The sequence below is a fragment of the Burkholderia sp. 572 genome (assembly GCF_040545135.1).
GTDB classification, from domain to species: domain Bacteria; phylum Pseudomonadota; class Gammaproteobacteria; order Burkholderiales; family Burkholderiaceae; genus Burkholderia; species Burkholderia cepacia.
The window spans coordinates 108,314-128,834 of the sequence record NZ_JBEPLH010000019.1; the positions used below are offsets into that span (position 1 = coordinate 108,314).

The following is a 20,521-nucleotide window of genomic DNA, read 5'->3' on the forward strand; positions in this document are numbered from 1 at the left end:
GGGCGAGCGGACAAAGGTCGAGCGAACGGGTCGTGAAAGCGTGCCGCACATTATCGGCGCAAGGCCATGTCATGACCATGTCCCGCGGCCACCCCGCGCCGCGCCGCGTCAGGCGCCGCTGGTACAATCGCGGCGATCGCCGGGCCGGGTTCTCCGCGCCGCGCGCCCCCAACCCTCGTCTCGTCGAATCCACGTATGGCAACACCGGACGCAGTCAGTTCCAGGCACTCGTGGTGGGGCGTACTGGCCCTGGCCCTCACCGCCTTCATTTTCAATACCACCGAATTCGTGCCCGTCGCGCTGCTCAGCGCGATCGGCGACAGCCTGCACATGCAGGCGACCGACGTCGGCCTGATGCTGACGATCTATGCGTGGGCGGTGGCCGTCGTGTCCCTGCCGCTGACGCTGGCCACGCGCCATGTCGAGCGCCGCAAGCTGCTGTCGGTGGCGTTGCTGGTGTTCATCGGCAGCCATGTCGTGACCGGCGTCGCGTGGAACTTCGCGGTGCTGATGGTCGGCCGGCTGGGCATCGCGTGCGCGCACGCGGTGTTCTGGTCGATTTCCGTGCCGCTGGCCGTGCGCCTCGCGCCGAGCGACCGGAAAAGCCGTGCGCTCAGCCTTCTGGCGATGGGCACGGCGATCGCGATGGTGGCCGGCATTCCGCTCGGGCGCGTGGTGGGCGAGACGTTCGGCTGGCGGGTCACGTTCCTGATCATCGCCGGCGCGGCGGCCGTCGCGTTGCTGCTGCTGCGCGCCACGTTGCCGGTATCGCCGAGCCAGGGCGCGGGGTCGCTCGGCAGCGTCGGCGTGTTCCTGCGCAGGCCCGCGCTGGTGGCGCTGTACGCGATCACCGTGCTCGTCGTGTCCGCGCACTTCACGTCGTACACGTACATCGAGCCCTTCGTCCAGAGCGTCAACCACGCGAGCAGCAGCCGGATCACGTATGTGCTGATCCTGTTCGGCATCGCCGGCATACCGGCGGCGATCTGCTTCAACCGCATCTATCCGCACCGTCCCGACGACTTCCTGCTCGGGTCGATCGTCGCGCTCGCGGGATGCCTGCTGATCCTGTTCCCGTGCGCGCTGAACATCGTCACGCTGTCCGTGCATACGCTGGTGTGGGGCGGGGCGATCGTCTGTTTCGGCCTGGCCATGCAGGCGTGGGTGCTGAAGCTGGCGCCGGAGGGAACCGACCTCGCGGTGTCGATCTTCTCGGGGCTGTACAACGTCGGCATCGGCGCGGGCGCGCTGATCGGCAACCATATCGCCGGCGACTTCGGGCTGCCGTGGGTCGGCACCTTTGGCGGCGTGGTCGGCGCGGTCGCGGTCGGGATCGCGTGGCTCGCGTTGCGACTTCACGCGAAACGGGCGGACGCGGAGCCGACAGCGGCCACCGGCGGGTAGCGACGGCGGCCCGGCCCGGGGCATTTGCTTTCCGCACGAACAGGGATGGGCGAACCGACGGCGCGCAGGCAAGGCGGCAAGTCGCGTGCGCGTGGCGCGGTTGCCCTGCCACGGGTGGCCGCGCCCTTCGTCGCAAGACACGCGAAACACCGGCAAATTGCGGCATCATGGTGCCGCCGCACCCGCACGCGGTGCCCGATATTCGACTGGAGACCCTGCATGCCGATAGCCCGGATTGAAACCCGCGACGCGATGGGCGACCCCGACGAGGTCTATCTGAACCCCGGCCACGTGCTGTGGATGTCGCTGCCGACCGCCGCGCAGCGGCGGCCGGGCGGCATGGCCATCCGCGTGGACGACCGCGTGAAGGGAGGTGCATTGCTGATGGCCGACCAGCCGCCGGCCGCCCGGCTCCTTCAGGATCTCGGCCCGTTCGTGACGGTGACGCTGGCAAACCCGTCGTCCGACTATCCGGACGGTCTCGTGCATGTCCGCGCGCATGCGATCGTCAAGATCGCGACGGACGACCACGACAAGCCGCTCGCCGAGCGTACGCTCGGCTGGGTTCACGTCCGCGACGGCTCGGCGTTCAAGGTCAGGGATTACGCCGGCGTGGCCGCGTTATGGCAGGCGTCGGTCGCGGCGGCGTCATGAACCTGTCCGTCTCCGACATCACGCCGGAGGAGCTCCGGCTGTTCGGCGACATCGTCGCCCGCCTGGAAGAACTGGGGCCGGTCGTCGACGTACGGACGGTCGTGCTGCCCGCGATCACGCAACTGATCCGCGCGGATTTCGCCGCGTCGTTCGATTGCGACGAACACACCGGCCTGTGGCGCAACGGGTTCGCGTACAACGTCGATCCGCTGCAGATCGCACGGTACGAAGCGTGGTTCCAGCATATCGACCCGGTCACGTCGCAACTGCGCGCGCGCCGCGTCGCGACCTGCGTCGACGAGGTGGTGAGCCGGCGCGAGCTGGAACGAACCGAGTTCTACAACGATTTCCTGCGCCGCGAAGGCATGCATCACGGCATCAACGTCTATGCGCTCGACGGCGCGACGCACGTCGGCGACCTGCGCATCTGGCGCGCGCAAGGGCGGCCGGATTTCACCGAGCGCGACAAGCTGCTGCTGAACGGCATCGAGCCGTTTTTCCGGCGCGCGCTGCTGCGGCGGCGCCACGCGTGCGCGGGGCTGACCGAACGCGAGAGCGACGTCGCGCGGCTCGTCGCCGCCGGTTATACCGACAAGGACGTCGCGCGCACGCTCGGCATCGGGCTGTCGACGGTCCGCACGCATCTGCGGCGCGTGATGGCGAAGAAGGGCGTCGCCAACCGCGCGAGCCTGGCCGCCGCGCTGGCGTGACCGGCGGCACGCCGTCGGCCGGGGTCATCCATTGTGATGATGGCCGTCAAAATCGGCACACCCTACCTTGTAGCGATCCCCCGTGACGAGGAACGACGACGATGGCCACCATGGAAACCCTGACGCTCACCGAAGCCCGGAACGCGATCCTGCGCCGGGCGTTTTCCTGTGTCGAGTACGCGTACGCGCTGATCGAGCGGCACGCACGCTGGCGCTACCTGAACGGTTTCACGTGCGTCGACGAGGCGCGGCTGCTCGCCGAAGCGGCCCGCTGCGACCGCGACCTCGCGACGTCGGCCACCCCGCACGCGCTGCTGGGCCTGCCGATCGCGATCAAGGACAACATCGACACCGCCTGCCTGCCGACCGGCAACGGCACGCTGGCGCTGCACAACCGCGTGCCGCCGCAGCACGCGCCGGTCGTGGCGCGGCTGCTCGCGCACGGGGCGCTGATCGCGGGCAAGGCCAACCTGCACGAGCTGGCATTCGGCGTGTCGGGCAACAACCGCGTCACGGGCGCGGTACGCAACCCGTACGATTTCAACCGGATTCCGGGCGGCAGCAGCAGCGGCTCGGGCGCGCTGGTCGGCGCGGGCGTGGTGCCCGCCGCGCTCGGAACGGACACCGGCGGCTCGGTCCGGATTCCGGCCGCGCTGTGCGGCGCCGTCGGCCTGCGGCCGACCGTGGGGCGCTACCCGTCGGGCGGCGTGGCGCCGATCTCGCGCACGCGCGACACCGTCGGCCCGATCGCGCGGTCGGTCGAGGACATCGCGCTGCTCGACGCGATCCTGTCCGGCACCGGCGCGCCGACGTCGATGCCGGCACGCAGCGCGTCGCGCCCCGTGCGCCTGGCCGTCCCGCGCACGACGTTCTGGCGCGGCCTCGCGCCGGACGTCGACGCGGTCGCGAATGCCGCGGTGGCGAAGCTGGAGCAGGCGGGATTCGAATGTGTCGACCTCGACCTGAACGACTATCCGGGGTTCTTCGACGACGAGCCGGCCGTCATCGCGATGTACGAGTTCCGTTCGTCGATGCACGCGTACCTGGTCGAGAACGGCTACGACCTGTCGGTCGACGACATCGTCGCGAACGTGGGGAGCCCGGACGTCGCGAGGATCGCCCGCCATGTCACCGGCCCCGACGGGATCGGCGAAGCGGCCTACCGCACCGCGCTCGACCGGCGTACGCGTTCGCGTGCCGCGTATCGGCAGTGCCTCGCCGACAGCGGCGCCGACGCGCTGGTCTTTCCGACGACGATCGCCACCGCGTGCCCGATCCCGGCGGGCGACACGATGATGCTCAACGGCGAAACCGCTTCGGTGTTCTCGACCTACATCCGCAATACCGAGCCGGGCAGCAATGCCGGCGTGCCGGGCATGACCGTCCCGGCCGGCCTGACGGCGGAGGGGCTGCCGGTCGGCCTCGCACTGGACGGCGCGGCCGGCACCGATCGCGAACTCATCGCGGTCGCGCTGGAGGTCGAGCGGGTGCTCGGGCGACTGCCGGCGCCGGACGACGGGTTCGGGGTCGAGGGCAGGTTGGGCGGTTATCCGGGCTGATGCCATGTCGCCGCGCCGGGGACGCGGACGGGGCGGCGGCTGAATCGCCGAAGCCGGCGGCGCTCGCCGCGAAGCCGGCTTCGTCATGCACGACCGGCGGATTCCCGTGACGCCGAACGGCCGTGGATCGGCACCTTGGGCGGTGGGGGCGGCGCGGTCGGGATCGCGTGGTTCACGTCGCGGCCGCACGAGAGGCGGGCGGGGGCGCAGGCGCCACCGCCGCACGCAGTATCAATGCGCGCCGGCGTTCGTGATTCCCGCCGCATCGAGCTGCCTGAGCTTCGCGTACAGCGTGGTGCGCGAGATGCCCAGTTGCCGCGCGGCGGCCGACACATTGCCGTCGTGCTCGTCGACCGCCCGGCGGATCGCGTCGAGCGACTGCTCGTGCAGGCTCGCCTGCGGGCTGGCGGCCGGTGCGGTGCCGCACACGTCGGCGGCGTCGTCCAGCGCATCGGATTGCCGCCTCATCGTCGCCCGGTCGAGCGGTGCGCGCACGGCCCGTACCCAGACGTGGCTGCCGTCGTCGCGCGCGATCCGCTGCGGCGTACGCGCCGGTGTCAGCAAACGACGCTGCTGCGCGGGCGTCGCGCCGGGAAAGAGTTGCCGGAGATCGTGTGGTTCGATCGGCCCGGCAGGCGCGAGCTCGAGCATCTGCCGCGCGAGCCGGCTCGCCGCGCGCACGCGGCCTGCCGCGTCGAGTGCGACGACGCCCGCGAGCGGTGTGCCGAGCCAGCGCGGATCGTACTGCACCTGCAGCAGATGGCAGTCGCGCAGCATCGCATACAGCCGCTGCTCGGCGGACAGTGCCGCATGCCGGAACTGCTCGCGCAACTGCACGACGTTGCGCCGGCCGACGCCGGTGATGTCCAGCGCGCCGATCACTTCCCCGTCGAAACCGACCAGCGGCACCGCGAGACAGAACACGCGCGAGAATTCGTCGAGATAGTGCTGGGCGCCCGCGACGACCGCCTCGGTGCCGTCGTGAATCACGCAGCTCGGCGCGGTCGTGCCGATGTTCGGCTCGACGATCCGGCGCCCGGCGACGATCGGCGTCAGCAGCGTGTCGTCGCAATGCGGGCTGCGCCGCGCGTGGATGATCGTGCCGCGCGGATTGACGCAGAAGATCGTCCACTCGCTGCCGCCGAACGCGGCCCACAGCTGCTCGATTTCCTGCGCGACGCAGCGGGTCAGCCGGCGGTCCGCGCGCGATTCGTCGAGTTCGCGCTGCATTTCGTAGCGGGCGGTTTGCCACGGCCGGAGCCCGGCGTCGCGCGAACGCAGCCACGAGCGCGCGACGCCAGCCGGCAACGCCGTTTCCGGCAGCGGTTCGCCCGCCGCGAAGCGGGCGCGGAGCCGGTCGAGGTCGACCGGCCGTGCAGGGGAATCGGGGGCTGTATTCACGCTGCGCTCCAGTTGGGTCGAAGGTTCGGGCCGGACGTGCCGGTCCGCGTGTCGCGCGAATGCGTAATATAGCCCGGCGCCCGCGGCGCGGTATTTTCGCGGCGGCTACGCCGCCGTACGAGGCCCATGCGCGCCCCCGGTCGCGATTTACCCCGCGACCGGGGGCGTGTCGCCGCTCAATGCGGCAAACGCAGGATCGGCTTGAGCGTGATGCCGCTGCTGCTGTCCTCCGCGGCCTGGTTGATCTGTTCGAGCGGATAGAACTTCACCAGCCGGTCGAACGGAAACCGCCCCTGGAGATGCAGCTGGACGAGCTGAGGAATGAACGTCTGCGGCACGCTGTCGCCTTCGACGATGCCGCGGATCGAACGGCCGCCGAGCAGCAGGTTGTTGACGTCGAATTCCGCCTTCGTCCCGAGCTTCGGCGCGCCGACCACGCCTATCGTGCCGCGCGAGCCGAGCGCTTCGATTCCCTGCGACAGCACGGCGGGCAGCCCGGTCGATTCGAGCGCGTAGTCGACCCCGCCGCCGGTGATCTGGCGGATCGCGTCGACGACATCGACTTCCTTGCTGTTGATCGTATGCGTTGCGCCCAGCTCCAGCGCCAGCGCGAGCCGCGACGGCACGATGTCGACGGCGATGATGGTCGTCGCGCCGGCGACGCGCGCGGCCATCACGGCGCTCATGCCGACCGCGCCCGCGCCGAAGCTTGCGAAACTGCTGCCGGCACGTACGGCGAGTGAATTGATCACCGCGCCGGCGCCGGTCTGGATCCCGCAGCCGAGCGGCCCGAGCAGTTCGAGCGGGGCTTCCGGCGGCACCTTGATCGCGTTGTTCTCGCGCGCGAGCGCATAGCTGGCGAACGACGACTGCGCGAAGAAATGATCGTGCAGCGGCTGCCCGTGTTCGTCGCGGATCGCGGTCTGTCCGTCGGCGTCGGCGCCGCCGAAATTCAGCCCGAAGAAGTGCCGGCAATACGCGCCGTGGCCGCCGACACAGGACGGGCAGTGGCCGCACGCGCCGTAGGTGAGCACTACGTGATCGCCCACGGCGAGCGTCTTCACGTTCGGGCCGACCGCCTCGACCACGCCGGCGCCCTCGTGACCGAGCACGGCCGGCAGCGGCACCGGATAGTACTGGTCGCGCACGATCAGGTCGGTGTGGCACAGGCCCGTCGCGACGACGCGCACCCGCACCTCGTCGCCGCGCGGCGCGCGCAGGCGGGCGGATTCGATCGAGAAGGGCGCTCCGGCCGCGCGCGCGACGGCCGCGGTGACGACGCGGGAATCGTTTTCCGTGTACATGTTCGGTCTCCTTGTCAAATCGGATACAGCGGCGCTTCACCCTTGATCGTCAGCCACTGCCACTGCGTGAACTCCTCCCAGTTTGCCGCGCCGCCGATGCTCGAACCGTTGCCCGATGCGCCGACGCCGCCGAACGGGTTGATCACTTCGTCGTTGACCGTCTGGTCGTTGATGTGGAGCAGCCCGGTGTTCAGGCGCTCGCCGACCCGGAGCGCCCGGCCGACGTCGGCGGACAGGATCGCCGTCGACAGCCCGTATTCGGTGCGGTTCGCGAGCGCGATGGCGTCCTCGTCCGTATCGAACGGCACGACGACCGCGACCGGCCCGAAAATCTCCTCGTCGAACGCCGGGTTGCCCGGCGCGACGCCGCTCAGCACGGTCGGCTCGAAGAACAGGTCGCGATGGCCGCCGCCCGTCTCGACGCGCGCGCCCGCGCGACGGGCCGCGTCCACCAGGCTCGCCGCATGGTCGAGCTGTGCGGCATTGATCAGCGGCCCGAGGCCGACGTCCGCGCTCGCGGGATCGCCGACGCGCAGGCTTCGCGCCTTCTCGACGAGCTTCGCGACGAAGCGGTCGTGAATGCCGCGCTGCACGAGCACGCGGCCGGTCGCCATGCAGATCTGGCCTTGATGCAGATACGCCCCCCACGCGGTATTGGCGACGGCGCGCTCGAGGTCGGCGTCGTCGAGCACGATCAGCGAGTTCTTGCCGCCGAGCTCGAGCGACACCTTCTTCAGGTGGCGGCCGGCCGCTTCGCCGACCTTGCGCCCGGCCGCGGTGGAACCGGTGAACTGGATCATCGCGATGTGCGGATCGGCAACCAGTGCGGCGCCGGCCGCGCCGTCGCCGGGCAGCACGTGCAGCACGCCTTCCGGCAGGCCGGCGAGCTCGAACACGCGGGCGATCGCGACGCCGCCGCACACGGCGGTACGCGGATCGGGCTTCAGCACGACCGCGTTACCGAGCGCGAGCGCGGGCGCGACCGCGCGCATCGCGAGGTACAGCGGGAAGTTGAACGGCGAGATCACCCCGACCACGCCTCGAGGGCGGCGGCGCGCGAGCGACAGCCGGCCGGCCGCCGACGGCAGCACTTCGCCGGCCGCGCGCGACGGCAGCCCGGCTGCTTCGTGCAGCGCCTTGATCGTGACCGACGTTTCGAACGACGCCTTCGCGCGCGTCGAGCCGCTTTCGCGCACGAGCCAGTCGACGATCGCATCGAAGTGAGTTTCCGCGACGGCGGCCGCGCGGCGCAGGACCGCCGCGCGCTCGTCGTACGGCAGGCCGAACCACGCGGGCTGCGCTCGGTGCGCGGCGGCTGACGCTTCGGCCACCGCTGCGCCGTCCGCGAGGCCGAGGCGGCCGAGCGTGTTGCCGGTCGCGGGTTCGATCACGTCGGCCGCGTGCGGGCTGGCGTGCCAGCGTCCGTTGAAAGTCTTGCCGTGCCAGATGTCGGCGTCGAACAGTGCCGTGTTGCTGCTGCTATCCATGTACGCTCCTGAGGAAATTCCGACCCGCCGGATCGGGCCTTGCATCGTCCCGACCGGCATGCGCGCGAGGGTAGGCGGGCGCGGCGAAGCGGGGCTATCCGGGTTTCTTCCCACCCGCGGAGGGCGCGTGAAATGGGGGGCGTCTGCGAATTTGTGTGCGGAAACTGAACAGTCGTCGTGCGGATTGGTGCCGCACGCCGTCTGGGGGATTCGGCAGGTTATGGCAGGTTATGGCAGGTGTAGTGCGACGTGCGCTGCGTCTGAAGGCTCGGCGCGCAAACCTGTGGGAAGACACCTGAGCTCACGCTTCGTCGGAGCGGTAGTTGGTGACCCGCAAGGGGGTCGTGTTTGCGCAAAACGGACATTCGAAGCATTCGCCACGAACGTTGCACCGCATAGCGGTGCCTATCCCGGTGCTAGCGCGTTAAAGCTTCCATGGTTTGGACAATACGGCCAAACTTGTCATTGCCCTCAAAGGCCGCACAGGTCCGTGCGTATACCTGTTCCTTCCCGTCATTCTTGGAAAAAAATACTTCCGCGCAATCGCAGCGTAAGGTTGCCACCTTTGCATGAGTCTGGGTATCGCTTAACGTCGCGACCCAGCAACTATCGGCACATCCACAGCTACCGTAGGCAAGTACTTGATGGCGTCGGTGCCAAGGCAACGGCTCGGTCCTCACGCCTTGCGCTCCAACCTTTGACAAGAATAAGAGCGCGAGCAAACACACGGCCGTGCGCGTTCTATTGCGGTTCATGTCTATAACCATCGAGATTTGATTTTACTAATAGTGACCTGCGGCGGGATTTTGCAGCCACGCCCGATGAGTATCTTGGCCTCGGCGCGACTGCGGATTCCTTCCCGATTAAATCGCTTCTCCCGCAGCGTGCCGTTGGAACCTTCAGCGGAGTCGTTCTGCCAAGGGCGGCAAGAACGGACACAGCGTGTACGATCTGATCTTCAAGAAAACCATCCAAGGAGAGAGGAATGAGTCCGGAACAGGCCCGAGCCGAAGAAACCCAGGCGATGGAGCGCATGGTGGCCGCCACGCTGCGCGTGCAGAGTACGTTCGCCTCGATGCAGAAGCAATTTCCGCCGCAAGGCAGCGGCGAGCCATCGCCGTTCGCGCTGCAAACCTTTGATGCCGCCCTGCAGGAACTTGAAGACGCACAGGCCGCGTTCGATGCGCTGCTGAACGATCTGATCGACGGTAACCGCTAAAGGCTACGCCCTTATCTGCACCGATTGTCGACGATCTAAAAAGCTGTGTCGAACGGCCGCTTGAATCCATCGCCGACGGCGGCCGGCCGCCGGTCTGTGACGCATGACCGGCGCAGATCGACCCGAAGCGGTCCTTCAATGCATCCCGACGCAGACGTTCAAATTGCGCAGCACTGGCTCTGAATCGATGAACACGCTCGATTGCGGCTCAGGGCTTCAAGAGGTCGGCCCAAGTACTGTCATCGGACTGCGGGCCGTCACCGGAACTCTCCTGATCCGTCGAGAGCTTGAGCTTCTGAATGATGGCATCTACCAAATCCGAGTCGGCGTCGGCGGTGTGGCTGGATACCAAGCCAAGGTAGAACTTGTTCACATCGTCGTCTTCGATGATCCACCCAACCTGATTGTTCGTGACGGCCGTCTTAAATAGCGCATTCACCTCATCTGTCGAAAAGTGGCCGTCAAACTTCTGAAGCTCCTTGATGACGGCATGAGTAGTCGCAAAGTTGGGGCTCATTTCGAGCTCCTTGATCGCTGCCTCTTTTTCATCATTCTGCTCTTTCGAAAGCTCCGACTTGAATTCATCCTGTGATCCGAAGTGGATCTTTAAAACCTTCGACATGTCGCTGCTCTGGATGTCACCCAATTCGGACGTTGCTTTGACTGCGGCGGTACCGTGCGCTTCCGTTTGGTCTTTCGCCTTCTTTGGCCCTTGGGCCCCCGCCTTCTCTTTTGCATCCGCTTCCTTAGGAGCTTCGGCCTTCGCAAGGATCTTTGTGTAGTGGTCAAGGACACCCTTGATCGTCTCAAAGACGTATAGAGCCTTTCCGCCTTTGCGCGTTGCCCATTCGCGCTTCAGGAATGCGTTCGGATAGACAGCGCTGTCGCTCCCTTCGAACGCAGACATGTAGTCGCCATCTCTAGAGACAATATAGAGATCTGTGTCGGGCAACTTCTCCAGCAGCATTTCCCAGTTGTATTGATCACCCAAGCTACCGTTTTTCCCCGGAGGATTGCCTCTTTCAGCACGCACCTTGCCTCGCGCAAAAATTGCGTCATCGTGTTCGTGACGCTTGGCGAGGCTGTATAGGAAACTCAGCCAGACGTCCACGTCGAGCTCGAGGAGGCGCGCCTTAGCCGTGGCCTGCGCAATGAGGTGGTCGCGGGCTTGCTTGGCATCCGCGATCGCCGTTGCATAGGTCTCGGCCGTCGCCATCGATAGCATATGGCGCGGGATAGCTACATTAAGCGAGATCTTCTTAAACTCGTTGACGGCGGTGTTCAGCTTCACATCACGGTTGCGCTCAATCTCCTCAGATACCTGCTGTGGGAGGTGAAGCACGATATGTTTGTCCACGATCTCGATCATCAACTCCTCCAAACTCTCAAGGTCGTCCTTGGAGTGATGATAGAAACTGAGATAGATGTTCGTATCGATGAACAAGTGCATTGCCATGACCAACTCCCCCGCGATGTTTTTTGTGATATTGCCACGGCCCTCGGTTGTGAGGCGTCTTCAATTTCAACGGAATTTTGTTGCCTAGAATTGTCGACGATCTATCCAATGGCCTCGAATGACCGCTCCTGGCCGACAGCGCCCGTCAGCCTCTGATGAACAACGGACATCGACAACGAACGTCGACACCCGCCAACCCAATTCCTTCCGGTTGTTCGCGGAAACCGACGCCGAAGCTGAAGCCCGGACGGCCAGCCCCACCATTTTTCCCGTCAGGAAAACCCTGATCGACTCGGCAGGCCGCCGGTTTCAGGCCGTTTTCCCGCCGCCGCAAGCCGCCGCAGTGCGCCCCCGTCCAAACCGTACCCCGCACCCGCACGACCGCGCCCCATCAAGCCTCTCAGCCAGCATACCTAGCCAAAACAGGTATGGCGCACCGCTGTATTCAGCGTGATGAGCGTGAATTCAATACCTGCCAGGTATCAAAAATCCCGCCTAAAAGTATTGGACGCTCCATCTGGCCGGGACGTATAAATCGCCTCAAGAACTTCACCCCCACGGCGTGCCCCATGTCCTCCGTCACCATCGAACGTATCGAAACCCGCCTCGTCGACCTGCCGACGATCCGCCCGCACAAGCTGTCGGTGGCCACGATGCACGGCCAGACGCTGATGCTCGTGAAGGTGTTCTGCAGCGACGGTGTGACGGGCCTCGGCGAAGGCACGACGATCGCCGGCATGGCCTACGGCCCGGAGAGCCCCGAAGCGATGAAGCTCGCGATCGACGCGTACCTCGCGCCGGCGATCGTCGGCAAGGATGCGACGCGCATCCAGACGCTGATGGCGTTCCTCGGCAAGCTCGCGAAGGTCAATCACTTCGCGAAAAGCGCGCTCGAAACCGCGCTGCTCGACGCGCACGGCAAGCGGCTCGGCGTGCCGGTGAGCGAGCTGCTCGGCGGGCGCCGGCGCGATCGCCTGCCGGTCGCGTGGACGCTCGCGTCGGGCGACACGGCCACCGACATCGCCGAAGCCGAGCGCATGCTCGACCAGCGCCGCCACAACGTGTTCAAGCTGAAGATCGGCGCAAAGGCGCCCGAGACGGATATCCGGCACGTGGCCGAGATCAAGAAGGCCGTCGGCGATCGCGCATCGGTGCGCGTCGACGTGAACATGGCGTGGAGCGAAACGCAGGCCGCGCGCGCGATTCCGGCGCTGGCCGATGCCGGCTGCGAACTGGTCGAGCAGCCGGTGGCCTCGGCCGCGGCGCTGGCGCGCCTGATGCGCCGCTTCCCGGTCGCGCTGATGGCCGACGAAATCCTGCAGGGCCCCGACAGCGCGTTCGAGATCGCGAAGCATCACGGCGCGGACGTGTTCGCGATCAAGATCGAACAGAGCGGCGGCCTGTTTGCCGCGCAGCGCGTGGCCGCGATCGCGGACGCGGCCGGCATCGAGCTGTACGGCGGCACGATGCTCGAAGGCGCGTTCAGCACGGTGGCGTCCGCGCACCTGTTCGCGAGTTTCGCGAACCTGCAGTGGGGCACCGAACTGTTCGGGCCGCTGCTGATCACCGAAGAGATCCTGACGCAGCCGCTCGATTACAGCGACTTCGAACTGACCGTGCCGGACGGCCCCGGTCTCGGCATCGAACTCGACGAGGACAAGGTCAGGCGTTTCACCCGCGACGGACTCACCCGCGTCGCGCGGTAGCCCGAGTCAGGCACAGCCGTCATTCCCCCCAAATACACGTGGAGACACCATCATGAGCGTCAAAGTTTTCGAAACACGGGAAGTGCAGGATCTGCTGAAGGCCGCGTCGAACGCGGGCGCGGACAACACGAAGGGCGGCAACGCGCGCACGCAGCAGGTCGTGCTGCGGCTGCTCGGCGACCTGTTCAAGGCGATCGACGATCTCGACATCACGCCCGACGAAGTGTGGGCCGGCGTGAACTACCTGAACAAGCTCGGCCAGGACGGCGAAGCGGCGCTGCTCGCGGCCGGCCTCGGCCTCGAGAAGTTTCTCGACATCCGGATGGACGCCGAGGACGAAGCGCTCGGCCTCGACGGCGGCACGCCGCGCACGATCGAGGGGCCGCTGTATGTCGCGGGCGCGCCGGTGCGCGACGGCGTCGCGAAGATCGACCTCGATGCGGACGACGGCGCGGGCCCGCTCGTGATCCACGGCACGGTCACCGGTGTCGACGGCAAGCCGGTGGCCGGCGCGGTGGTCGAGTGCTGGCATGCGAACTCGCACGGCTTCTACTCGCACTTCGACCCGACCGGCAAGCAGAGCGACTTCAACCTGCGCGGCGCGGTGAAGACGGGCGCCGACGGCAAGTACGAATTCCGCACGCTGATGCCGGTCGGCTACGGCTGCCCGCCGCAGGGCGCGACGCAGCAGCTGCTGGACAGCCTCGGCCGCCATGGCAACCGCCCGGCGCACGTGCACTTCTTCGTGACCAGCGACGGCCACCGCAAGCTGACGACCCAGTTCAACATCGACGGCGACCCGCTGATCTGGGATGACTTCGCGTATGCGACCCGCGAGGAGCTGATCCCGCCCGTCACCGGCAAGACCGGCGGCGCCGCGCTCGGCCTGAAGGCCGATGCGTACCAGGACATCGAGTTCAACTTCGTCCTGACGCCGCGCGTCGAGGGCAAGGACAACCAGATCGTCGAACGCCTGCGCGCTTCCGCCACGGCCTAACCGCCCGACGGCAGGGCGGCGCGCAGGCGCCGCCGCCGGCCGGGTTCCCGCGAGATTCAACCGATTACCGATGCGAGCGTGCTTGCAGGACGCGGCACGCGCATGGGAGGAGCCATCATGTCCGCCACGATCGACCAAGCCACCGACCTGGATCACCTGCTCGCCACCGCCGTGCAGGACGACAAGGAGGCCGGCGTATTCCGCTGCCGCCGCGACATCTTCACGAACGCCGAGCTGTACGAGCTCGAGATGAAGCACATCTTCGAAAGCAACTGGGTGTACCTGGCGCACGAAAGCCAGATTCCCGACAACAACGATTACTACACGACGTGGATCGGCCGCCAGCCGATCGTGATCACGCGCGACAAGACCGGCGAGCTGCACGCGGTCATCAATGCCTGCGCGCACAAGGGCGCGATGCTGTGCCGCCGCAAGCACGGCAACAAGGGCAGCTTCACGTGCCCGTTCCACGGCTGGACGTTCTCGAACACCGGCAAGCTGCTGAAGGTGAAGGACGAGAAGACGACGGAATACCCGGTGCAGTTCAACACGCACGGTTCGCACGACCTGAAGAAGGTGGCGCGCTTCGCGAACTATCGCGGCTTCCTGTTCGGCAGCCTCAGCGCCGACGTGCTGCCGCTCGAGGACTACCTCGGCGAGGCGCGCGTGATCATCGACCAGATCGTCGACCAGGCGCCGAACGGGCTCGAGGTGCTGCGCGGCAACTCGTCCTACATCTACGAAGGCAACTGGAAGATGCAGATGGAGAACGGCTGCGACGGCTACCACGTCAGCACCGTGCACTGGAACTACGCGGCGACGATGGGCCGCCGCAAGGAAGACGGCACCAAGGCCGTCGACGCGAACAGCTGGAGCAAGTCGGTCGCCGGCGTGTACGGCTTCGACAACGGCCACATCCTGCTGTGGACGCAGACGATGAACCCGGAAGTGCGGCCCGTGTACCAGCATCGCGATGAAATCAAGGCGCGCGTCGGCGACGTGCAGGCCGACTTCATCGTCAACCAGACGCGCAACCTGTGCGTGTACCCGAACGTGTTCCTGATGGACCAGTTCAGCACGCAGATCCGCGTGGTGCGGCCGCTCGGCGTCGACAAGACCGAGGTCAGCATCTTCTGCTTCGCGCCGAAGGGCGAGAGCGAGGCCGACCGCACGACCCGCATCCGCCAGTACGAGGATTTCTTCAACGTGACGGGCATGGGCACCGCCGACGATCTCGAGGAGTTTCGCGCGTGCCAGGCCGGTTATGCGGGCATCACGGCGATGTGGAACGACCTGTCGCGCGGCGCGCCGCTGTGGGTCGACGGCCCGGACGAGAACGCGAGGAAGATGGGGCTGAACCCGCGCATTTCCGGCGAGCGCAGCGAGGACGAAGGGCTGTTCGTGTGCCAGCACGAACACTGGGTGAACGTGATGCGCGATGCGCTGAAGAAGGAACGCGGGGAGGTGGCAGCATGAGCTTCGATTACCGGACTGTCTGCGCTGCGCTGTATCGCGAAGCGCGCCTGCTCGACGATCGCCAGTGGGACGAGTGGCTGACCTGCTACACGGAGGACGTCACGTACTGGATGCCCGCGTGGGACGACGATGACCGGCCGACCGACGATCCGCAAAGCCAGATCTCGCTGATGTATTACGCGGACCGCGGCGGCCTCGAGGATCGCGTGTTCCGGATCAAGACCGAGCGCAGCGGCGCATCGACGCCCGAGCCGCGCACCAGCCACAACGTGACGAACGTCGAGGTGCTGGCCGAACGCGAGAACGAAGTGGACGTGCGCTACAACTTTCACACGCTGAACCACCGCTACCGCGTGACCGATCACTTCTTCGGCACGATGTTCGTCACGTTGCGCAAGGCGGGCGATGAGCTGCTGATCTCGTACAAGAAGATCGTGCTGAAGAACGACTACATCCGGCAGGTGCTCGACGTCTATCACGTCTGACGCTGTTGTTTTGTCATGAAAGGAAGTGGAGGTGACACCATGTCCAGCTACAAGATTGCATTGAACTTCGAGGACGGGGTAACCCGCTTCATCGACTGCAAGGCCGGAGAGAAGGTTCTCGACGCGGCCTTCCGCGCGAAGATCAACCTGCCGATGGATTGCTCCGACGGCGTGTGCGGCACCTGCAAGTGCCGCGCCGAAAGCGGCCGCTACGATCTCGGCGACGACTACATCGACGACGCGCTCACCGAAGACGAAAAGGATGGCGGCCTCGTGCTGACCTGCCAGATGGTGCCGCAAAGCGATTGCGTGATCGCGGTGCCGACGTCGTCGGTCGCGTGCAAGACGGGCCAGAGCGGGTTCGCGGCCACGGTGACGAAGGTCGAGCAGCACAACGACGCGGCCGTCGCGCTCGAACTCGACGTCGGCACGGCCGCGCCGGTGTTCCTGCCGGGCCAGTACGTGAACATCGACGTGCCGGCGAGCGGCCAGCACCGTTCGTATTCGTTCTCGTCGGCGCCGGCCGACGCGAAGGTGAGTTTCCTGATCAAGAAGATTCCCGGCGGCGTGATGAGCACGTGGCTCGAATCGGCGCAGCCCGGCGACACGCTGGAACTGCACGGGCCGCTCGGCAGCTTCTACCTGCGCGACGTGCAGCGGCCGCTGCTGTTCCTCGCGGGCGGCACGGGGCTCGCGCCGTTCCTGTCGATGCTCGAGGTGCTCGCGCGCAGCGGCTCGCAGCAGAAGGTGCACCTGATCTACGGCGTGACGCGCGATCTCGACCTCGTGCTCGTCGATGCGATCGAGGCGTATGCGGCGAAGCTGCCGAACTTCAGCTTCGCGACGGTCGTGGCCGACGCGGCGTCGAGCCATCCGCGCAAGGGCTGGGTCACGCAGCACATCCCGGCCGATGCGCTGAACGACGGCGACGTCGACGTGTATCTGTGCGGGCCGCCGCCGATGGTCGACGCGGTGCGCAAGTATTTCGACGACGAAGGCGTGAAGCCGAACAGCTTCCACTACGAGAAGTTCACCCCCAACGTCACGGCAAAGGCGGCATGATCATGCAACGATTCTCAGGCAAGGTCATCGTCGTCACGGGTGCCGCGCAGGGCATCGGCCGCGGCGTCGCGCTGCGCGCGGCGGCCGAAGGCGGCAGGGTGCTGTTCGTCGATCGCGCGGATTTCGTCGCCGAGGTCGCGGCCGAAGCGACGGGCGGCGAGACGGCCGGGTTCGTCGCCGATCTCGAAACGTACGAAGGGGCGCATGCGGCGATCGCGCACGCGGTGCGGACGTTCGGCGGCATCGACATCCTGATCAACGGCGTGGGCGGCGCGATCCGCATGCGCCCGTTCGCCGAATTCGAGCCGGCGCAGATCGATGCGGAAATCCGCCGTTCGCTGATGCCGACGCTCTATACGTGTCACGCGGTGCTGCCGCACCTGCTCGCGCGCGGCGGCGGCACGATCGTCAACATCTCGTCGAACGCGACGCGGGGGATTCGCCGGGTGCCGTACTCGGCGGCGAAAGGCGGCGTCAACGCACTGACGTCGGCGCTCGCGATGGAATATGCGGAACACAACATCCGGGTCGTGGCCACCGCACCGGGCGGCACCAGCGCACCGCCGCGCCGCGTGCCGCGCAATGCGGCCGGCGACAGCGAACAGGAACAGGCATGGATGGGCGAAGCCGTGCGCCAGGTCACGGAATCGACGTATCTCAAACGCTACGGCAGCCTCGACGAGCAGATCGCGCCGATCCTGTTCCTCGCATCCGACGAGGCGAGCTACATCACCGGCACGGTGCTGCCGGTCGCGGGCGGCGATACGGGTTGAGCCGCGCGTCGTCGCGCCGCCTGGTACGTGTTCAGGATGTTCGTCGACAACCCATCCACCTATCCACCCACCAACCGGCCGGCGCGTAGACGCCGGCCACGGAGACTTCCATGCGTGATCGCAAAGCCATCGTTCCGGCGGGAATGGAAGCCGTGTACGAGAAGATCGGCTATGCGCCCGGCCTGAAGGTCGGCGATACGCTGTACGTATCCGGCCAGATCGGCCGCGATGCGGCGATGCAGCTCGTCGAGGATCGTGAAGCACAGATCGTGCAGGCGTTCGAGAATCTGAAGCGGGTACTGGACGCGGCGGGTGCATCGTTCAGCGACGTGGTCGACCTGACGACCTTCCATACCGACATGCGCGACCTGCCGTTGTTCATGCAGGTGCGCGACCGCTACCTCGATGCGCACCCGAAGCCGGCATGGACGGCGGTCGGTGCGCACATGCTGGGCGGCGCGCCGGGCTATATCGTCGAGATCAAGGCGGTGGCCGTGTTGCCGGCGTGACGCATGCGGGCGGGAGGCCGGCACGAGGCGACGTAGCGCACGCATCGAATCGACCCGACTCGCAGCGTGCCGGCATGGAGCGAGAGACTTCGCGATCCGCCGGGCAATCCTGACGAAATGCTTTCTCGCGACGTCGGGCCGTGCGTCGTTGCGCCGCGGTCGGCGACAAGTCGCGCGAGTTCGTTTATGGTGCGAGGGAACGCAGCGTCATCTCTTTCCTTCCGTCGAGAATCCGCGATGAAATGCCTGCCACGCGCCGCCTTCGCCGCCCTCGCTTTCACCGTCGCGCAAGCCGCGTTCGCCGAGGTGCCCGCCACGGTGCGGCTCGAAGACATGACCTGGACCGAGCTGCGCGACAGCATCCGGGCCGGCAAGACCACCATCCTGATTCCGGTCGGCGCAACCGAGCAAAGCGGGCCGTACGTCGCGCTGGGCAAGCACAATGCGCGCGTCGCGGTGCTGTCCGAGCGGATCGCGCAAAGCCTCGGCAACGCAATCGTCGCACCCGTCATCGCTTATGTGCCCGAGGGCGGTTATGCGCCGCCGACGTCGCACATGCGTTTTCCCGGCACGATCACCGTGCCCGACGACGTCTTCGAAAAGACCCTCGAGTCCGCAGCCAACAGCTTTCGGGTCCATGGCTTCACGAACATCGTGTTCCTCGGCGACCACGGCGGTTACCAGAACGACATCCGGCAGTCGGTCGCGCGGCTGAACAAGTCGTGGGCCGGCACGGGCGCGCGCGCGTTCGTGCCGGCCGAGTATTACGGCACCAGTTCCGACGGTTACGACCGGATCCTGCGCGAGCACGGCGTGCCGGCCGCGGACATCGGCACGCACGCTGGGCTGGCCGATACGTCGTTGCTGCTGGCGGTCGCGCCGGGCATGGTCAGGGTCGACAAGCTGCGCAACGCCTCGAAGCCCGGCGCCGCTGACGGCGTCTACGGCGGCGATCCGCGTCATGCGAGCGTCGAACTCGGCCGGCTCGGCACCGACGCGATCGTGTCGCGCACCGTCGACGCGATCAGAAAGAACACCGCCGGCCGCTGACGCCGCCGCGCCATTGCGCCACCTTTGCCGTCGTTCCATTCCATCGAACCGGGACATCGTCATGCAACCGCGCCTTCGCCGTCACATCCGCTTCCCCCGTCCCGCGATCGTCGTCGCGGCTGCGCTGGCCGGCTTTTGCGCCCAGGGTGCGATCGCGGCGTCCGCTGTCGCGGCCGTACCCGGCATGCCGCCCGTCATCAACCCCGACAACCTGTACGGCGAGGCACGGGCCGGCCGCATGAGCGCGGCGGTGGCGGGCGCGCTGCCGCGCATCTATGTGCCGAACCTGCGATCGAACGACGTCTACGTGATCGACCCGGCCACGTACAAGGTCGTCGACCGGTTTGCCGTCGGCCGCAGCCCGCAGCACGTCGTGCCGGCGTGGGACCTGCGGACGCTGTGGGTCGCCAACAATGCGGAAGAGCGCACTGACGGCAGCCTGACGCCGATCGATCCGAAGACGGGCAAGCCCGGCCCGGCAGTGCGCGTCGACGACCCGTACAACATGTATTTCACGCCCGACGGCAAGGATGCGATCGTCGTGGCCGAGGCGCATGCGCGGCTCGACTTCCACGACCCGGGCACGATGGCGCTGAAATCGAGCCTCGAGGTGCCGCAATGCAAGGGCATCAACCATGCGGACTTTTCGATCGACGGCCGGTATGCGCTCTTCACGTGCGAGTTCGGCGGCATGCTCGCGAAGATCGACCTGGTGAATCGCAAGGTGCTCGGCTACCTCGAACTCGACCGGAAAGGGATGCCGCAGGACATCCGCGTGGCGCCGGACGGCAAGGTGTTCTATGTCGCCGACATGATGGCGGACGGCATATACGTCGTCGACGGCGACCGCTTCGCGAAGACCGGTTTCATCCCGACCGGCGTCGGTACGCACGGGCTGTATCCGAGCCGCGACGGCACGAAGCTCTATATCGCGAATCGCGGCTCCAATCTCGTCCACGGGCCGCGCCACGGCAAGGGCAGCGTATCGGTGCTCGACTTCGCGACGCGCAAGGTGGTCGCGAACTGGCCGATCCCCGGCGGCGGCAGCCCCGACATGGGCAACGTCAGCGCGGACGGCAAGACGCTGTGGCTGTCGGGCCGCTTCGATGACGTCGTCTACGCGATCGACACCACGAGCGGCGCGGTTCGATCGATTCCCGTCGGCATGGAGCCGCACGGCCTGACGGTGTGGCCGCAGCCGGGGCGCTATTCGCTGGGCCATACCGGCAACATGCGGTAGGGCGGCGGGCGGTCAGGGCGCGCGGTCGT

Annotated in this window: 18 protein-coding genes and 1 pseudogene; 14 read left to right on the forward strand and 5 right to left on the reverse strand. The window is 66.9% G+C overall.

All coding sequences use genetic code 11. The features are described from left to right. The first annotated feature begins 195 nt into the window (after positions 1 to 195). The 4 genes from ABIC51_RS30300 to iaaH all read left to right on the forward strand — a co-directional run bounded on the left by ABIC51_RS30300 (position 196) and on the right by iaaH (position 4,327). The gene (locus tag ABIC51_RS30300; RefSeq protein ID WP_027792550.1) at positions 196 to 1,404 is read left to right on the forward strand and encodes a sugar transporter; all 1,209 of its coding nucleotides are present in this window, start codon (positions 196 to 198) and stop codon (positions 1,402 to 1,404) included. A gap of 219 nt (positions 1,405 to 1,623) precedes the next feature. Then, positions 1,624 to 2,058, forward strand: coding sequence for a hypothetical protein (locus ABIC51_RS30305; RefSeq protein WP_124535952.1), 435 nt, complete (start codon positions 1,624 to 1,626; stop codon positions 2,056 to 2,058). Continuing rightward, positions 2,055 to 2,768 (forward strand): helix-turn-helix transcriptional regulator, encoded by a 714-nt coding sequence (locus ABIC51_RS30310; RefSeq protein WP_175854749.1) that lies wholly within the window; start codon positions 2,055 to 2,057, stop codon positions 2,766 to 2,768. The genes ABIC51_RS30305 and ABIC51_RS30310 overlap by 4 nt, the downstream gene beginning before the upstream one ends. A gap of 110 nt (positions 2,769 to 2,878) precedes the next feature. Further along, entirely contained in the window at positions 2,879 to 4,327 is a 1,449-nt protein-coding gene (gene iaaH / locus ABIC51_RS30315) for an indoleacetamide hydrolase (protein WP_175900660.1), read from the forward strand. A gap of 231 nt (positions 4,328 to 4,558) precedes the next feature. Here iaaH and ABIC51_RS30320 read toward each other — a convergent pair whose 3' ends face one another. From ABIC51_RS30320 to ABIC51_RS40920, 4 genes and pseudogenes are all read right to left on the reverse strand, one after another. Continuing rightward, positions 4,559 to 5,728: a helix-turn-helix domain-containing protein gene (locus ABIC51_RS30320; RefSeq protein ID WP_226128986.1), complete on the reverse strand. Its 1,170-nt coding sequence runs from the start codon at positions 5,726 to 5,728 to the stop codon at positions 4,559 to 4,561. A gap of 176 nt (positions 5,729 to 5,904) precedes the next feature. After that, positions 5,905 to 7,032, reverse strand: coding sequence for an NAD(P)-dependent alcohol dehydrogenase (locus ABIC51_RS30325; protein ID WP_175900663.1), 1,128 nt, complete (start codon positions 7,030 to 7,032; stop codon positions 5,905 to 5,907). Positions 7,033 to 7,046: 14 nt separating this feature from the next. Continuing rightward, on the reverse strand, positions 7,047 to 8,519 hold the full coding sequence (locus ABIC51_RS30330) for a benzaldehyde dehydrogenase (RefSeq protein ID WP_175900666.1): 1,473 nt from the start codon (positions 8,517 to 8,519) through the stop codon (positions 7,047 to 7,049). A gap of 814 nt (positions 8,520 to 9,333) precedes the next feature. After that, a pseudogene (locus ABIC51_RS40920) lies at positions 9,334 to 9,441 on the reverse strand (integrase core domain-containing protein); the annotation flags it as partial. A 63-nt stretch (positions 9,442 to 9,504) separates the two neighbouring features. Here ABIC51_RS40920 and ABIC51_RS30335 point away from each other — a divergent pair. Next, positions 9,505 to 9,738, forward strand: coding sequence for a hypothetical protein (locus ABIC51_RS30335; RefSeq protein ID WP_009691834.1), 234 nt, complete (start codon positions 9,505 to 9,507; stop codon positions 9,736 to 9,738). Between the two features lie 208 nt (positions 9,739 to 9,946). Here the strand turns inward: ABIC51_RS30335 and ABIC51_RS30340 are convergent, their stop codons facing one another. Beyond that, positions 9,947 to 11,194 carry a PIN domain-containing protein gene (locus ABIC51_RS30340; protein WP_175900667.1) on the reverse strand — a complete coding sequence of 416 codons (1,248 nt, stop codon included), beginning with the start codon at positions 11,192 to 11,194 and terminating at the stop codon, positions 9,947 to 9,949. Positions 11,195 to 11,763: 569 nt separating this feature from the next. On the opposite strand from ABIC51_RS30340, the gene ABIC51_RS30345 reads away from it, so the two are divergent. The 9 genes from ABIC51_RS30345 to ABIC51_RS30385 all read left to right on the forward strand — a co-directional run bounded on the left by ABIC51_RS30345 (position 11,764) and on the right by ABIC51_RS30385 (position 20,492). Then, positions 11,764 to 12,900, forward strand: a complete 1,137-nt coding sequence (locus ABIC51_RS30345) for a muconate/chloromuconate family cycloisomerase (RefSeq protein ID WP_059492719.1) — start codon at positions 11,764 to 11,766, stop codon at positions 12,898 to 12,900. A 52-nt stretch (positions 12,901 to 12,952) separates the two neighbouring features. Then, positions 12,953 to 13,897, forward strand: coding sequence for a catechol 1,2-dioxygenase (catA, locus tag ABIC51_RS30350; protein ID WP_027792557.1), 945 nt, complete (start codon positions 12,953 to 12,955; stop codon positions 13,895 to 13,897). A 117-nt stretch (positions 13,898 to 14,014) separates the two neighbouring features. Then, the gene (locus ABIC51_RS30355) at positions 14,015 to 15,373 is read left to right on the forward strand and encodes a Rieske 2Fe-2S domain-containing protein (RefSeq protein WP_027792558.1); all 1,359 of its coding nucleotides are present in this window, start codon (positions 14,015 to 14,017) and stop codon (positions 15,371 to 15,373) included. Beyond that, a complete protein-coding gene (gene benB / locus ABIC51_RS30360) occupies positions 15,370 to 15,858 on the forward strand; it encodes a benzoate 1,2-dioxygenase small subunit (protein WP_027792559.1) in 489 nt (162 codons plus the stop codon). The genes ABIC51_RS30355 and benB overlap by 4 nt, the downstream gene beginning before the upstream one ends. Before the next feature lie 39 nt (positions 15,859 to 15,897). Next, entirely contained in the window at positions 15,898 to 16,920 is a 1,023-nt protein-coding gene (gene benC, locus ABIC51_RS30365) for a benzoate 1,2-dioxygenase electron transfer component BenC (protein ID WP_226128984.1), read from the forward strand. Next, on the forward strand, positions 16,917 to 17,693 hold the full coding sequence (benD, locus tag ABIC51_RS30370; RefSeq protein ID WP_027792561.1) for a benzoate diol dehydrogenase BenD: 777 nt from the start codon (positions 16,917 to 16,919) through the stop codon (positions 17,691 to 17,693). Before benC ends, benD begins: the two co-directional genes overlap by 4 nt. A gap of 110 nt (positions 17,694 to 17,803) precedes the next feature. Continuing rightward, positions 17,804 to 18,202, forward strand: a complete 399-nt coding sequence (locus ABIC51_RS30375; protein WP_027792562.1) for a RidA family protein — start codon at positions 17,804 to 17,806, stop codon at positions 18,200 to 18,202. 237 nt (positions 18,203 to 18,439) lie between these two features. After that, positions 18,440 to 19,252, forward strand: coding sequence for a creatininase family protein (locus tag ABIC51_RS30380; protein WP_226128982.1), 813 nt, complete (start codon positions 18,440 to 18,442; stop codon positions 19,250 to 19,252). Positions 19,253 to 19,313: 61 nt separating this feature from the next. Next, positions 19,314 to 20,492, forward strand: coding sequence for a YncE family protein (locus tag ABIC51_RS30385; protein WP_175854761.1), 1,179 nt, complete (start codon positions 19,314 to 19,316; stop codon positions 20,490 to 20,492). The last annotated feature ends 29 nt before the right edge of the window (positions 20,493 to 20,521 follow it).

What these genes read in the sequence shown, in the direction of transcription:
- ABIC51_RS30300 (WP_027792550.1), top strand. Translation starts at nt 196, where the DNA reads ATGGCAACACCGGACGCAGTCAGTTCCAGGCACTCGTGGTGGGGCGTA.
- ABIC51_RS30305 (WP_124535952.1), top strand. Translation starts at nt 1,624, where the DNA reads ATGCCGATAGCCCGGATTGAAACCCGCGACGCGATGGGCGACCCCGAC.
- ABIC51_RS30310 (WP_175854749.1), top strand. Translation starts at nt 2,055, where the DNA reads ATGAACCTGTCCGTCTCCGACATCACGCCGGAGGAGCTCCGGCTGTTC.
- iaaH (WP_175900660.1), top strand. Translation starts at nt 2,879, where the DNA reads ATGGAAACCCTGACGCTCACCGAAGCCCGGAACGCGATCCTGCGCCGG.
- ABIC51_RS30325 (WP_175900663.1), bottom strand. Translation starts at nt 7,032, where the DNA reads ATGTACACGGAAAACGATTCCCGCGTCGTCACCGCGGCCGTCGCGCGC.
- ABIC51_RS30330 (WP_175900666.1), bottom strand. Translation starts at nt 8,519, where the DNA reads ATGGATAGCAGCAGCAACACGGCACTGTTCGACGCCGACATCTGGCAC.
- ABIC51_RS30335 (WP_009691834.1), top strand. Translation starts at nt 9,505, where the DNA reads ATGAGTCCGGAACAGGCCCGAGCCGAAGAAACCCAGGCGATGGAGCGC.
- ABIC51_RS30340 (WP_175900667.1), bottom strand. Translation starts at nt 11,194, where the DNA reads ATGGCAATGCACTTGTTCATCGATACGAACATCTATCTCAGTTTCTAT.
- ABIC51_RS30345 (WP_059492719.1), top strand. Translation starts at nt 11,764, where the DNA reads ATGTCCTCCGTCACCATCGAACGTATCGAAACCCGCCTCGTCGACCTG.
- catA (WP_027792557.1), top strand. Translation starts at nt 12,953, where the DNA reads ATGAGCGTCAAAGTTTTCGAAACACGGGAAGTGCAGGATCTGCTGAAG.
- ABIC51_RS30355 (WP_027792558.1), top strand. Translation starts at nt 14,015, where the DNA reads ATGTCCGCCACGATCGACCAAGCCACCGACCTGGATCACCTGCTCGCC.
- benB (WP_027792559.1), top strand. Translation starts at nt 15,370, where the DNA reads ATGAGCTTCGATTACCGGACTGTCTGCGCTGCGCTGTATCGCGAAGCG.
- benC (WP_226128984.1), top strand. Translation starts at nt 15,898, where the DNA reads ATGTCCAGCTACAAGATTGCATTGAACTTCGAGGACGGGGTAACCCGC.
- benD (WP_027792561.1), top strand. Translation starts at nt 16,917, where the DNA reads ATGATCATGCAACGATTCTCAGGCAAGGTCATCGTCGTCACGGGTGCC.
- ABIC51_RS30375 (WP_027792562.1), top strand. Translation starts at nt 17,804, where the DNA reads ATGCGTGATCGCAAAGCCATCGTTCCGGCGGGAATGGAAGCCGTGTAC.
- ABIC51_RS30380 (WP_226128982.1), top strand. Translation starts at nt 18,440, where the DNA reads ATGAAATGCCTGCCACGCGCCGCCTTCGCCGCCCTCGCTTTCACCGTC.
- ABIC51_RS30385 (WP_175854761.1), top strand. Translation starts at nt 19,314, where the DNA reads ATGCAACCGCGCCTTCGCCGTCACATCCGCTTCCCCCGTCCCGCGATC.